Source organism: Agrobacterium sp. 5Ca50, from assembly GCF_055381905.1.
Window position 1 is genome coordinate 148,117 of sequence record NZ_AP026438.1, and the last position, 12,972, is coordinate 161,088.

The 12,972-nt window shown below is 55.4% G+C and carries 14 protein-coding genes; 3 read left to right on the forward strand and 11 right to left on the reverse strand.

Going from position 1 to position 12,972, the window contains the following annotated elements; genetic code table 11:
* Window positions 1–4 precede the first annotated feature (4 nt).
* The 3 genes from exbD (at window position 5) to ACZ5FM_RS00750 (ending at window position 2,574) form a co-directional block, all read left to right on the forward strand.
* The gene (gene exbD, locus ACZ5FM_RS00740; RefSeq protein WP_275640485.1) at window positions 5–499 is read left to right on the forward strand and encodes a TonB system transport protein ExbD; all 495 of its coding nucleotides are present in this window, start codon (window positions 5–7) and stop codon (window positions 497–499) included.
* A complete protein-coding gene (locus ACZ5FM_RS00745) occupies window positions 496–1,449 on the forward strand; it encodes an energy transducer TonB family protein (RefSeq protein ID WP_312946289.1) in 954 nt (317 codons plus the stop codon). Before exbD ends, ACZ5FM_RS00745 begins: the two co-directional genes overlap by 4 nt.
* A gap of 135 nt (window positions 1,450–1,584) precedes the next feature.
* The gene (locus tag ACZ5FM_RS00750; RefSeq protein ID WP_464039448.1) at window positions 1,585–2,574 is read left to right on the forward strand and encodes an Ldh family oxidoreductase; all 990 of its coding nucleotides are present in this window, start codon (window positions 1,585–1,587) and stop codon (window positions 2,572–2,574) included.
* A gap of 371 nt (window positions 2,575–2,945) precedes the next feature.
* On the opposite strand, the gene ACZ5FM_RS00755 is transcribed toward ACZ5FM_RS00750, so the two are convergent.
* The 11 genes from ACZ5FM_RS00755 to phnL all read right to left on the reverse strand — a co-directional run bounded on the left by ACZ5FM_RS00755 (window position 2,946) and on the right by phnL (window position 12,962).
* Entirely contained in the window at window positions 2,946–3,191 is a 246-nt protein-coding gene (locus tag ACZ5FM_RS00755; protein ID WP_464039449.1) for a LuxR C-terminal-related transcriptional regulator, read from the reverse strand.
* A 355-nt stretch (window positions 3,192–3,546) separates the two neighbouring features.
* On the reverse strand, window positions 3,547–4,584 hold the full coding sequence (locus tag ACZ5FM_RS00760) for an AraC family transcriptional regulator (protein WP_464039450.1): 1,038 nt from the start codon (window positions 4,582–4,584) through the stop codon (window positions 3,547–3,549).
* 156 nt (window positions 4,585–4,740) lie between these two features.
* Complete coding sequence (gene phnN / locus ACZ5FM_RS00765) at window positions 4,741–5,334, reverse strand: phosphonate metabolism protein/1,5-bisphosphokinase (PRPP-forming) PhnN (RefSeq protein ID WP_312946279.1); 594 nt, start codon at window positions 5,332–5,334, stop codon at window positions 4,741–4,743.
* Entirely contained in the window at window positions 5,334–6,473 is a 1,140-nt protein-coding gene (locus ACZ5FM_RS00770) for an alpha-D-ribose 1-methylphosphonate 5-triphosphate diphosphatase (protein ID WP_464039451.1), read from the reverse strand. The genes phnN and ACZ5FM_RS00770 overlap by 1 nt, the downstream gene beginning before the upstream one ends.
* Before the next feature lie 13 nt (window positions 6,474–6,486).
* Window positions 6,487–7,155: a DUF1045 domain-containing protein gene (locus ACZ5FM_RS00775; RefSeq protein WP_464039452.1), complete on the reverse strand. Its 669-nt coding sequence runs from the start codon at window positions 7,153–7,155 to the stop codon at window positions 6,487–6,489.
* 132 nt (window positions 7,156–7,287) lie between these two features.
* On the reverse strand, window positions 7,288–8,637 hold the full coding sequence (gene phnE, locus ACZ5FM_RS00780) for a phosphonate ABC transporter, permease protein PhnE (protein WP_464039453.1): 1,350 nt from the start codon (window positions 8,635–8,637) through the stop codon (window positions 7,288–7,290).
* Window positions 8,637–9,557, reverse strand: coding sequence for a phosphonate ABC transporter, permease protein PhnE (phnE, locus tag ACZ5FM_RS00785; protein ID WP_192487822.1), 921 nt, complete (start codon window positions 9,555–9,557; stop codon window positions 8,637–8,639). The genes phnE (ACZ5FM_RS00780) and phnE (ACZ5FM_RS00785) overlap by 1 nt, the downstream gene beginning before the upstream one ends.
* Before the next feature lie 128 nt (window positions 9,558–9,685).
* A complete protein-coding gene (gene phnD, locus ACZ5FM_RS00790) occupies window positions 9,686–10,591 on the reverse strand; it encodes a phosphonate ABC transporter substrate-binding protein (RefSeq protein ID WP_192486867.1) in 906 nt (301 codons plus the stop codon).
* A gap of 82 nt (window positions 10,592–10,673) precedes the next feature.
* Window positions 10,674–11,531: a phosphonate ABC transporter ATP-binding protein gene (gene phnC / locus ACZ5FM_RS00795; protein ID WP_192486868.1), complete on the reverse strand. Its 858-nt coding sequence runs from the start codon at window positions 11,529–11,531 to the stop codon at window positions 10,674–10,676.
* A gap of 97 nt (window positions 11,532–11,628) precedes the next feature.
* A complete protein-coding gene (locus tag ACZ5FM_RS00800; RefSeq protein WP_250983473.1) occupies window positions 11,629–12,258 on the reverse strand; it encodes a transferase hexapeptide repeat family protein in 630 nt (209 codons plus the stop codon).
* Window positions 12,255–12,962, reverse strand: coding sequence for a phosphonate C-P lyase system protein PhnL (gene phnL / locus ACZ5FM_RS00805; protein WP_275640492.1), 708 nt, complete (start codon window positions 12,960–12,962; stop codon window positions 12,255–12,257). The genes ACZ5FM_RS00800 and phnL overlap by 4 nt, the downstream gene beginning before the upstream one ends.
* Window positions 12,963–12,972 lie beyond the last annotated feature (10 nt).

The following is a 12,972-nucleotide window of genomic DNA, read 5'->3' on the forward strand; positions in this document are numbered from 1 at the left end:
GGCTATGGCTGGCGGTATTCGTGAAGAAAGCGGCGACGATCTCTCCGAAAACCATGAGATCAATGTCACGCCATTTATCGACGTCATGCTGGTGCTGCTCATCATCTTCATGGTGGCAGCACCTCTGGCCACGGTCGACGTCAATGTTGACCTGCCGGCCTCGACGGCCAAACCTGCAGAGCGTCCGGATGAACCGATCTATCTGACGGTGAAGGAAGACTTGAGCCTTAATCTTGGCAATGATCCCGTCGAAAAGGACAACCTTGCCTCGATGCTGGATGGCAAGACACAGGGCAACAAGGATGCCCGCATTTTTCTGCGCGCAGACAAAACTGTCGATTACGGGCAGTTCATGGAAGTCATGAATGCACTGCGTGATGCTGGTTATCTCAAGATCGCATTGGTCGGGCTTGAAACATTGCCCGCACCGGTTTCTCAAACGGCGCCGGGTGAAACCGGAACTGCGCCAAACGCTGGAACAACGGGAACGGCTCAATGACAACGCTCCGTCAGCCGCAGGCAAGACATTCCAGATTAGGAGAAATCCTGGTCTGGTCTTTCGCTGCTGTCGTTATGCTTTCGGCACATGCAGGGCTCGCGGCACTGCTGTTGCTGGAACCAGTACCGACTGCGGCACAGGACGCGCCTCCGGCAGCAATCATGATTGAAATGGCTGCCCTGCCGGAATCGGTTGATACGACGGAAAATGTCATCAATCCCGATACGGCTGAAGCAGAAGATATCAAGAGTGACACGGTAGAACCTGTCGAAGAAGTGACCGACGTTCCTCCGCCCCCTGAGCCGCAACCCGAGCCAGAGCCTATCCCGGAGCCTGTTGTCGAGGAAACACCACCTGAGCCGGTAGAAGAGGTTGCAGAACCTCTGCCGGAAGAATTGCCGGAACCGATCGAAGAAATTGATCCGATTCAGCAGGAAATGGTTGCTGCGCTTGAAAATGTGGAAGTACCACTTCCGGTCAGCCGTCCGCCGCCTCCTGTTGAAAAGAAGGCTGAAGTAAAGAAGGTCGAAGACAAGAAAAAGAAGCCTGACACGCAGCCTAAAAAGCCGCCGCCAGCTTCAAAGTCCTCGCAGATGGCCAAGGTCGATGCGACCGAGTCCAATCGTACAGCGGCCCAGAAGACCAGTGTTGGTTCATCCTCGTCTTCCGTCTCACCTGCCCGTTGGCAAAACCGAGTAATGGCGCATCTGGAGCGTCGCAAGCGTTACCCGTCAGATGCTCGCTCCCGCAAGGAACAGGGAACGGCCTATGTGCGGTTCCAGATTGATGAGGGCGGCAATGTCCTGTCGGTTTCGCTGTCGCGTTCTTCCGGTTCTGCTGCACTGGACGAAGAAGTCGTTTCCATGGTCCGTCGTGCCTCACCGGTTCCGGCCCCGCCACCTGGCGTCAGCAAGACGATTGTCGCACCGGTGCAGTTCACCATTCGCTGAGTGGTGAACTGCATTTACAACGGATGATCCCGAATGCTCGTCTGGTCATGACAAGGGTAGCTTGCTATCGCTTGTCATGACGTGCTTTTCCGTAGACGTTTGTTTGCGGTGCAGTTGAGAAAAGGCCAGCATTTTATGAAGTTCAGTGTTTCCGATGCGGAAGATTTTGTTTCCGATATTTTTGAACAGAATGGTGTGATTTCCACCAGCGCCCGCTCTACCGCAAAAGCGCTTGTTGCAGCAGAAGCTGCCGGGCAGGGCGGTCACGGGTTCAGACGCATTCCGGCCTACGTTAAACAGACACGCGCTGGCAAGGTTGACGGCAAGGCTGTCGTGACAACGAGACGTTTGAAACCGGGCGTTCTGGCTATCGATGCTGCCCATGGCTACGCCTATCCAGCGCTGGATGCAGCGGTTTCCGAACTGCCAGCTATTGCCAGGGAGCAGGGCATTGCCTTGGCTGCCATTTCGCGCTCACACCACGCGGGTGTCATGGCCTTGACCGTCGAACGTTTTGCCGAGCAGGGTCTGGTGGCACTCATGGTCGCCAATGCTCCCGCGGCAATTGCACCATGGGGTGGCACCAAACCACTATTTGGCACCAACCCGATTGCCTTTGCAGCGCCGGTTTCCGGTCAGGACCCCTTGGTCATCGATCTGGCACTGTCCAAAGTGGCGCGCGGAAAGGTCATGGCCGCCCGGCAGAAAGGCGTAAAAATCCCCGAGGGCTGGGCGCTTGATATCGATGGCAAACCAACGACCGATGCAGAGGCGGCAATGGCGGGCACCATGATCCCGGCGGGTGACGCAAAGGGGGCAGCACTCGCCTTCATGGTGGAGATTATGGCGGCAGGTCTAACCGGGGGGGACTTTGCATTTGAATCGCCATCATTGTTTGATGAAAAGAGCCGCTCTGTTGCGCTGGGTCACACCATCATCGCCATTGATCCGTCGGTGACGGCCGGAGATATGTTTACCAGCCGTCTGGCAATGTTTGCCGCGGAGATCGAGGCGCAACCGGAGGCACGTTTGCCGGGGCGTCGCAGTCAAGGAAACCGCAAGCGCGCATATGATGACGGTATCATCATTGAAAGTGACATTCTGGAAGAGATCGCCGCGCTCTGATCTGTTAAGTGCCGTTTGCAAAAACTAGGCGGCCTGATGAGGCAATCATTCACCTCACCAGGCCGTCAACCGCAAGTGCGATCCGCCACCGGGTAAACCCGGCCACTGCGGTTACGTATGGCACCGAAGACGTCATCGCCTCGAAACACCACACGGGCTGCGCTGCAAACGCAAAACTTGGCAGCGAAGATAAAACATCCCTCCCCAAAGTGGTTCCCCAATCCGGGGTGGAGGGCATGTGATACGAAAACTAAAGCATGCTCACCGAACACAACTAACCGTTTTGGGGTGGGGACATGCAATAAGCAGAGAAAACGACTATTTTCCGCTAATACACAACGGGGTTGAGCGGAAAATACTTTTGTCGCGGATCAGATGTCGCGCTCGATAATACCCTTAAGCAGGGCTATACTGATAGCGTGCAACAGATTGTTCGCGCCAAGCTTTTGACGTGCACTCGCAAGTGCCACCTGAACTTCATCTTCCGATTTTTCAAGATTTTTGGCGATAATCGAAGGGTGAGTGCCCTCCGCCGCCATGGTGAGATAGGTCTTTTCACAGTCGGTAAGCGTTTCGGGGCGTGCGAAATCGCCCGCATGCTGTTTATGCGGAGACATGGTCATTCTTTTCAATACCATTCTGACAAACATGCTCATCGCCCGCTTGGGCGGGTCGGTGGTTTTGTCGTTATTCCAAGAATTAGGAAGCATGCTGCCAAATGCAGCACAACTTCAGCGACTGTCATGAGTGAAAAGGCACGGCGCTACGTTGCGTCCGGTCATTCAGTTGCGGAGCCTAATATACAGAGGGAGATTGGAAATATATAACCTCAGGCGCCAAAAAATGTACACTAAAGACATTTTTTAGTAATGTGTTGTCCCAATTTGGGTCAATTTACTGAATTTCCTGATTTTTATCGAACATGTCAAGCAACTTTACGATGTTTTGCTGCGTCAAAGCGGGTTGTGTTATTCAAAAATTTCGTGACGTACTTTCGCGCAGGGCTTTTGGGGTCATGCCAAACCAGCGCGACACCGATCGCGAAAAGGCACTTGGCGCCGAATAACCCAACCGGTAACAAATGTCCGCAATAGGTAATTCGCTTTCGGTCAGGAGTGTATGGCTGGCTTCACGCCTGACCTCGTCCCGCAATGTGTTGAGGTTGGTCCCGGCTTCCGCAAGCCGCCGCTGAAATGTACGGGCCGACAGGCTGAAATAGGGTGATATCTCCTCAAGAGAAATATCGCGCTCATTCATGCGCATCTGCATGTAACGCCGAACCTGACTGACAAAGTTCTGCTCGGATAAAGATGAAATTTCCGGCCGCATGGCCCGGCACTGCAAATCCATCAGCGTAAACAGGCGAATATCACCTTTGGGGTTTACCGCGTCCAGTAGATGTACCGGCACATGTACGCGGTTGATACGCCGTGAATATTCGATGTGTTTGGAGAAAGCTTTTTTGAAAAGGTTGGTGTTTTTGGGCTTAGGCCGTTCCAACTCGACCAGAAGAGTGTCAATTTCGTCGCCAATAATCTGCCGCAACCGGTTAAACGCCATCGCGAGCGACATATCGGTATATTGGTCGCGTTTGGCAATCACAGGCGCAAAAGTCCACGAGAGACTGGCGAACTTCTCGCCAAACTCCAGCTGTGTATCGCTGGCATTGGTCGCGTAATAGAGATGTTCGTCCACGAATTTCAGGTAATCGCGCACAGTTGGTGCACTCATCAGGCCATAACCGAATGGGCCAGTTGCACCAGGGGTGAGAAAACCCGCACACTGCAAACCAAATGTGTCATCATCCGCCAGCGTCGCGCAGGTTTCCAGAAGACGGCACAGGCGATCGAGACTGACACGTGCCGTCATACTCTGCAAAACGTCAGGATCAATGTCCAAGGACTTGGCAATCGGCTTGATATCGATGCCACAGGATTGCGCATAGCCGGAAATAGCCGATCCTAAACCGGCCACAATCGTTATCTCGTCTATGAGCCTTGGATGGGGCATAGCACAATTGGCGTGTAATGTTTAACAAACGTCGCCAAATGGTAATCGCGATATTGCTAGATGTCGAGTGGTTTTGAAATTTTCTTTCGCGAAGTACCCTGAATTTCACCGACCTGAACTAAAGCTTTTTTGAGGGTTCAAGAAGGCCTTTAAGATTTATCTCTGACGGTAGTTTTCCAGCATCTGAATGAGAGCTTGCCCTGCTGTCTCAAGATCGCCGCTATTGTCGATCGTGGCAACATTAAAGTTGGTGGGGATGTCAAAAACACTGCGTTGCAGCCGCAAGAGAATGTCGGCCTTGCTTTCACGGCCGCGTTTCTCGAGCCGTTCCGCCAAAACCTCGGTCCGCGCCGTAATGTTGATGACCTGCAGACGAGCAAAGGCTGACTGGAAATCGGGCAGGGTCGAGCGCGATCCGTTGACGATGACAAGATCGCCCTTCTCCAACTGCGAAAACACGTAAGCTGGTACACCGTAGCTCAGGCCGTGGGCTTTCCAGCACACAGCGAACTTGTCCTGTGCCTCAAGCGCTGCAAATTCGTCGGATGTGACGCTGTCGTGATCCTCACCACCCGCATCCTTGCTGCGTGTAATAACACGACGCACAAAATGCACATCCGCGCAGCCTTGAAAATGCTGCGCGGCCAGTGCCAGCAAACTGTCTTTGCCGGCACCGCTGGGGCCGACCACGGCAACCAATGTGCCGTGTCTGCCTTGTGTCATGGACTGGGCGGTAGGGTCGATGTCCATCAGGCGACGCGACGTCCCTGACGCCAGACGGAACGAACGACAGGTACGCCTTCTTCGCGGTGTACACGTACCAGATCGGCGCGCAGGCCAGTGCGTATAGCGCCACGGTCATCAAGGCTGACAGAGCGTGCTGGATTGGTCGTCACGAATGCAAGTGCCTGTGGCAACGATATGCTTTCTACCGAATCTGCGATGATAAATGGCGCATATAGCAGGCTGAATGGAACGTAATCGGATGACAACACATCGAGTACACCCAGCTCTGCCAGATCCTTGGCGGCAATATTTCCGGAGTGGGACTGTCCGCGCACAATGTTCGGCGCACCCATCAGCACGCTCATGCCGGCCTCGTGCGAGGCGCGGGCGGCTTCGATGCTGGTTGGGAATTCCGCAACCTTGACACCATGGCCGATAGCTTCCTGCACATGTTCGGTGGTGGCATCGTCATGGCTGGCAACGGTAATGCCGCGCTCTGCACAGCGAGCCGCCAGATAGTCACGATGTGGCGCGGAATATTGTGCCGAGGCTGATTTGCGACGATCAACGAAGCGAGCAAAGGCTTCGTCACTCAGGCCACGCTTTTTCTGGTAGTAGAGAATATATTGATCTAGTGACTGGAACTGGCGCTGGCCCGGGGAGTGGTCCATCAACGAAATCAGCTTCACATTCGGATCGTTTTCGAAATCCTCGAAATGTTCCAGCACGTCGGATGACGCCACTTCGCAGCGCAGGTGCAGAAGGTGCTCGGCGCGCAGGCGGTTCTGGCCAGCGGCTTGTTCAATGGCATCAGCCATTTCACGCATCTCGCCTTTTTTGAAACCACCATCCTCGTCGGAGCCAAGGCGCAGGCAGTCAAACACCGTGGTGATGCCGGAGGCCGCAACCTGTGCATCATGGGCCTGCACGGCGGCTGTTTTGTTCCAGGTTACGCCTGGACGTGGCGAATAGTGCTGCTCCAGATGGTCGGTGTGGAGTTCAACGAGGCCGGGGATGAGGTAATCGCCTTCGAAATCCTCACCGGTTGTAGAAGGGCCAGCGCTGATATCAGCGATAAGCCCGTCACGGATCAGGACCGAACCTGAAATGATGTCGTCTTCAAGGACGATACGGGCGTTGGAAAGAACCTGTTCGGAACGCATTGCTGGTGTCTTTCTATCGGTTGGCAAGCGAGTGCCAGGAGTGGACTTTAAAAGGCTCTCCACGCTGTTCTTCAACAAAAAGCGCAAGGCCGGTAATTGCGAGTGGACGGTTGATAAATTCTGAAAAATGCCCGTTGAGCGCGGAATGAATATCAGGGCGATCCGGCTCTTCGGTTGGACCGGTCAGGGTCATGTGGAAGCGAAATTCTTCCATCACATGCGGGTAACCCCACAGCATGAGATTGTCGCGCTGCTTGGGTGTGAGATTTTGTGGGCGGCGACGGGCGATGTCGGAGTCAGAAAGCGGTGCGCGGAATTCATCGAAAAAATCGACGATATCAGCGGCAAAATCCTGCAATGGCCCGTGCACGGAATGCGGGACAAGCGCGAAAAACGGGCCGAGCTGACCAACCACGATCTGCGGAATATCAAATGCCGTGCGCGTTTCAGCGAAGTTTTTGACAGCGGCAATCAATTGCGCTTCGGTCTTTTTTTCCGACAGCTCGAATGGCGCTTTCAGCGTGGCGTGAAATCCGTAACGTCGTGGCTCGGCCGTCAGCTCTTCGCGCGCTTCATTGTCGGCGTGGATCTCACCGGTGAAGGCATCTCGTCCCAACCAACGGGCTGCGGCAAGGTTCAAAGGGTGTGTCTGCGGAGGTGTGAAATAAACAGCGTATCGCACTGTGGGATCTTTCAAACATCATGGGAACTACAGCGAACCTCATTTGAAGCCAAAGCCGGCTTCGCTGCAAGTCAGGCCATGCGCCTAAATGATTTCCATGACAGAATGATGATGCTGTTTACGTCTCGATCGTTAATGTGCGGTTTTGCCGATCAGTCGTGAGCGAATAGCGTTGGAAATGCCATCGAACAGGAAAACCACAAACAGGATCAGCAGCACCATATAGGCAACCTTGTCCCAGTCGGCATTGGTGCCCATGGCCTCGAGCAATTTGAGGCCGATACCACCAGCACCCACGGCGCCGATGATGGTGGCAGAACGTGTGTTGCTTTCCCAGAAATACAGGGACTGTGAAATGAACACTGGCAACACCTGTGGCACCACGCCGTAACGATTGACCACCGCAGGTGACGCACCCACCGACTTGACGCCCTCGCGCTGCTTGTCATCGACATTTTCCAGCGCCTCGGCATAAACCTTACCAAGCGCGCCAGTGTCGGTGAAAAAGATAGCCGCAATACCGGGAATTGGCCCAGGACCAAAGCTGCGGGTAAAGAACAGCGCCCAGATCAGCATATCAATGGAGCGCAGGAAATCGAAAGCGCGCTTCATGCCCCAGTTGGCAAGGCGGTTTGGCGTAATGTTGCGCGCCGCGATGAAGGCGAAGGGGAACGCGATCAGAGTACCCAACAGGGTACCGACAAAAGCCATGACCAGCGTCTGCATCAGCTTGGACAGAATGTCCGCATGCTGCCAGACCTTGTTGTTGAGGAAATCGTCGGTCATGTTGGCGATGTTGGACTGGTTCGGATCCAGCCGTTCACCAACCGTCGCGAGCGCAATCAACTCACCAACGCTTTTGCCCCAGAATTCCGACTGCGTATCGAAGAAGAAGTTGGCCCAGCCCATGAAACGACGCTGCACGTAAACCTGGCTGTTGCGAATTTCAGCCTGACCTTCGAAACCGTAGTTGACGATGACCTTGCTTCCGTCCTGCTGGATGGCGGCAGGTGCATCAACCGGGGCAGTGACTATGTCCTGTGAGATGGTGACCGTATAAGGCGTGCCGGCAACGTAAACCTCGACCTTGTCGGTGGTAATGTCCAGCCGGTCATCCATGCTGCCATAGGTCACCGTATAGTTGCCATTCTGACCGGGGATCAACCAGTCGATGTCAGCGCCCGCCGGATACTGCCCACGGCTCGACCATTGTGGCACCACCGCGCCATCCTGGAAGCGCAGGCGCGGTTGCGCGCGCCAGGAGTACCAATCCTGAATATAGGACGATGCACGGTCCCAGCGGCCCTGCATCAGCGCGGGGCCGACGTTGAAGAATACGAAGCACAGCGCCAGATAGGACACCACGGCCCCAAGGCTGATGAGCAGGCCGTAGCGCTGCATGAAGCTCTTGTGGAAGACGTGAGGGTAGGTCTTTGTCAGGCGCTCGCGCTCGGAGGCATGGATCGATGGTGTGGATTTCATCAGACTGTTCCTTGCGCGCTGTCAAATGCCTGCTGGCCAATCAGCCGGCGGCGAAGCCATGACGAAAACTGGTCCACTGCGATGATTGTGATCAGCAGCAGGATGATGATGGCGTAGGTCTTTGCAGCGTGATCGCGGCCAATGGCCAGACGGAACACCTCACCAATACCGCCACCGCCGACCGCGCCGATGATGGTGGAGGCACGCACATTGATTTCAGCGCGCAGCAATGCGTAGGACACGAAGTTTGGCAGAACCTGCGGCACGATGGCGTAACGCACGCGTTCCAGCCAGTTGGCACCAGCGGCGCGCAGACCTTCATCGGGGCGCATATCGGCATTCTCGACCACTTCGAAGAACAGCTTGCCCAGCGCACCCACGGTGTGGATGGTAATGGCAACGATAGCGGCAATCGGACCGATGGACAGGATGGCGGTCAGCAGACCGGCGACCACGATTTCCGGGAAGGCGCGCATCACTTCCATGATACGGCGCACAACCCAGCGCACAATTCCAGCACCAACCAGATTGGTCGAGGCGAAAAAGCACAGGATGAATGCAAATCCGGTGCCGATCAGTGTCGAAACAAGCGCGATATTCAGGGTGATGATCAGCTGATAGATAAAAAACGGAATATAGAAATTGTCCGTCACATAAACCCGGTCAGCCGTGTAGTTGTATTTGAGTGAGCCATCATCATAGGGCGATGGCAGATCGAACATGGCGCGGAAAATTTCCAGCGGACTATCCGGCACGAATGTCTTGATGAAATCGAACAGATAAGGAAGACGTTCAAAGAACTTGCCCGAATTTGCATTGTTCGCGAAGTTCAGCGATGCGCCGAGCGCGATCAGGAAAACGACGATCGAAATGGCCGTATAGATCCGTCGTGTTCTCAACTGCTGCTGATAATGACGCATGACGGTGGACGCGGATTGTCCCAGCCCGCCCAGTGTCGAAGTCGTCGAATGTCCGCTCATGCTGCATCTTCCTGTTGCGAAAAAAAGCGGCGGCTTAGAAGCCGCCGCTCTGTTTTTATCCGTACCAATCAGCCGCCGATAACGGACTTACGGGCGTCGATAATGGTCTGGTAGAAGGAAGCATCAACCTTGATGTATTCCTTGTTGTCGCCCTGTGTGAACGCCTTGAAGCAAGCGTTGTCGTTCTTTGGCAGAGCCAGGAAGAAGTCTTCAACCTTGGTCTTCATTTCTTCGCCGACCTTGTTGGAAACCATCAGCGGGCCGTTAGGGATCAGAGGGGACTTCCAGACTTCGACGATATCGTCCATGTCGAGGTTGCCCTTGTTGACCATCTGGTGAAGGTTGCCACCGGTGTAGCCTTCTTCCCACTTGCCAACGCCCGAACCGAAGGTCGTGCCAACGTCGAACTTCTTGTCGAGAACGGCGAGAACGAGGTTCTCATGGCCGCCGCCGAAGCCGCTTTCAGAGAAGTATTCCTTGACGGAAGCGCCGATTTCCTTTGGCAGGGCAACGTTTGGAACGAGGTAGCCAGAGGTGCTGTCAGGGTCAGCAAAGCCGATCTTCTTGCCCTTGGCGTCAGCCAGAGACTTGATACCGCTGTCCTTGCGGGCAACCATGATGGAGTAGTAACCGGAAGAGCCGTCAGCCTGGGTGTAGGTGAGGATCGGGTCAACAGCGTTTGGATCTGTCAGAGCGATCTTGGCGTAGGAAGACGCGCCCATGGAAGCGATGTCGATGGTGCCGCCGAGCAGACCCTGGATAACGCCGTTGTAGTCAGGCGATGGGAAGATCTGAACTTCGGAAACGCCGGTCGCAGCCTTCAGGCCTTCAACCAGGCACTGGGTGTTGCGGATCTGGTCGGCTTCGTTTTCAGAGCCGTCGAGACCGATGCGCAGAACCTTGACGTCCTGAGCCATAGCGGCACTTGCAAGCATACCAACGGCAGTTGCCGCGAGAAGAGCTTTCTTGAACATGAGATCATCTCCTGATGTCCGGTTGCCCGGTTTTGCTGATGAGTGATGCCCTTGACGCGGGCGTAACGATACTGTGCGGTCTTCAAACCCCGGCGACAGCCAGAGGCTCCAGACCGGCAGATTGCTTTGCATCGGCTTCAAGCCGAGCTCCTGGTATGGTGATGCTGGTAGAGGTCATGCTCTCGTCGATGCCTGCCCCATGCGAATCCGTACCGTAAATTTCCTTGACGGCGGCAGCCGTGAGTTCCGAAGGCGTGCCGTCAAAAACCACACGGCCAGCCGACATGCCGATGATGCGTTCGCAATAATTGCGCGCCGTATCCAGAGTATGCAGGTTGGTCAGTACGGTAATGCCTTCGCGCTCGTTGATGTCGCGCAGTGCGTCCATCACGATCTTGGCGTTAAGCGGATCGAGCGACGCGATTGGCTCATCGGCCAGTACCATCTTTGGAGACTGCATCAAGGCGCGGGCAATCGCCACACGCTGCTGCTGACCACCCGACAGGGTGCCTGCGGCCTGCAGGGCCACATGTTCGATGCCAAGGCGCTCAAGTGCGGAAATCGCCATGATGCGTTCGTCATGGGAAAAAATGCTGAGGAGGCTGAGCACGGTCGAACGATGGTTCAGGCGGCCCAGCATCACATTGGTCAACACGTCGAGACGTGGCACAAGGTTGAACTGCTGGAAAATCATTGCGCAGTCGCGCTGCCAGTTGCGCAGCGAGGAGCCGCGCAGGCTGGATACTTCCGTGCCGTTGAAGCGGATGGAACCGTCGGTCGGATCGACCAGACGGTTAATCATGCGCAGCAGCGTGGACTTGCCGGCGCCCGAACGTCCGATGACGCCGACCATCTGTCCTTGAGGAATTTCCACGTTCACGGCATTTACAGCAACGTGATTGCCGAACCGGCGTGTGACGTGTTGAAGTTCAAGGCTCATTGTCTGTCCCGTACGCTATTGCTTCGGGACTTGGACCTAACACCACCCTGTGAAGCGGAAGTGTCAGTTTGGTGAAGAAATTGTTACAAACGCCAGATCAGCCCGCCGCGCGGTACTCATATCGATCAACGAACGATTGCGCATCCATCGAACGAAAATCCTCAAGCGCTGACCGAAGCGTCTGGTGGTCCCAGTTCCACCATGCCAGGCGGTCCATGCGCTCACCCAGTTCCTGTGAAAAACGCTCGCGGATCAATTTGGCCGGAACACCACCGACGATGGTGTAGGGTGCGACATCCTTGGACACCACGGCACCCGCACCAATCACCGCGCCATTGCCGATTTTGACACCGGGCAGGACGGTTACACCGTGACCGATCCAGACATCATGGCCGATGACGACGCGCCGTTGTCGCCGGGCTTCAAAGAAATCCGTTTCGTCTTCGGCATCGTCCCAGTAACTGGCGGCGCGGTAGGTAAAGTGGTGCAGCGTGGCGCGCTCCACCGGATGGTTGGTGGCGTTGATACGCACCGAGGCGGCAATATTGGCAAAACGACCAATAGTCGCGCACCATATTGCACCATCCTGCATCACATAGGAGTAGTCGCCCATCTCCACTTCATGGATGCGGCAGCGTTCGGATATTTCCGTGTAGCGACCAATGGTCGAATTCTGTACATCGGCCGTCGGGTGGATAACGGGTTGAAGACCAACCTTCACACTCATGCTGCAATCTTTCTCGGCGAGAATTGGGCCACGTCAATGATGCGGTCGGCAACCGCTTCACGCACTTCTTCGTCATGGAAAATGCCGAGCAGTGCGACGCCCTGCTGTTTCTTCTTCTGGATCATGTCGATGACAACGCGGCGGTTGCGTGCATCGAGTGAAGCCGTCGGTTCGTCCAGCAGCAAGATGGAATGGTCGGTAATGAAGCCGCGGGCAATGTTGACGCGCTGTTGCTCACCACCGGAGAAGGTGGCAGGTGGCAACAACCACAATGCCTCTGGCAGATTGAGGGCGCACAGCAGTGCCCGTGCCCGTTCACGTGCATCTTCCAATGGTACCTGTCTTGCCAGCAATGGTTCGGCAACAACGTCGAGTGCGGAGACACGCGGCACGGTCCGCAGGAACTGACTGACATAGCCGATGGTGCTTTTGCGCACTTCCAGCACGGTGCGCGGCGGCGCAATGGCAATATCGATCACCCGGCCTTGATGGCTGATCAGGATCTGCCCGCTGTCGATGGCATAGTTGCCGTAGAGCATTTTCAGGATCGAGCTTTTGCCGATACCGGATGGGCCACCCAGCACGGCACATTCGCCGGTGGCGACTGAAAAATTGACATTCTCGACCACGGGCAGAACGATGCCGTCGCGAAGATGCATGGTGAAGCTTTTGAAGACTTCTGAAACCACGAGAGGCGTTGTCATGAGAGTATGC

Coding starts and splice junctions, on each gene's coding strand:
- exbD (WP_275640485.1), top strand. CDS start 5: ATGGCTGGCGGTATTCGTGAAGAAAGCGGCGACGATCTCTCCGAAAAC.
- ACZ5FM_RS00745 (WP_312946289.1), top strand. CDS start 496: ATGACAACGCTCCGTCAGCCGCAGGCAAGACATTCCAGATTAGGAGAA.
- ACZ5FM_RS00750 (WP_464039448.1), top strand. CDS start 1,585: ATGAAGTTCAGTGTTTCCGATGCGGAAGATTTTGTTTCCGATATTTTT.
- ACZ5FM_RS00755 (WP_464039449.1), bottom strand. CDS start 3,191: ATGTCTCCGCATAAACAGCATGCGGGCGATTTCGCACGCCCCGAAACG.
- ACZ5FM_RS00760 (WP_464039450.1), bottom strand. CDS start 4,584: ATGCCCCATCCAAGGCTCATAGACGAGATAACGATTGTGGCCGGTTTA.
- phnN (WP_312946279.1), bottom strand. CDS start 5,334: ATGGACATCGACCCTACCGCCCAGTCCATGACACAAGGCAGACACGGC.
- ACZ5FM_RS00770 (WP_464039451.1), bottom strand. CDS start 6,473: ATGCGTTCCGAACAGGTTCTTTCCAACGCCCGTATCGTCCTTGAAGAC.
- phnE (WP_464039453.1), bottom strand. CDS start 8,637: ATGAAATCCACACCATCGATCCATGCCTCCGAGCGCGAGCGCCTGACA.
- phnE (WP_192487822.1), bottom strand. CDS start 9,557: ATGCGTCATTATCAGCAGCAGTTGAGAACACGACGGATCTATACGGCC.
- phnD (WP_192486867.1), bottom strand. CDS start 10,591: ATGTTCAAGAAAGCTCTTCTCGCGGCAACTGCCGTTGGTATGCTTGCA.
- phnC (WP_192486868.1), bottom strand. CDS start 11,531: ATGAGCCTTGAACTTCAACACGTCACACGCCGGTTCGGCAATCACGTT.
- ACZ5FM_RS00800 (WP_250983473.1), bottom strand. CDS start 12,258: ATGAGTGTGAAGGTTGGTCTTCAACCCGTTATCCACCCGACGGCCGAT.
- phnL (WP_275640492.1), bottom strand. CDS start 12,962: ATGACAACGCCTCTCGTGGTTTCAGAAGTCTTCAAAAGCTTCACCATG.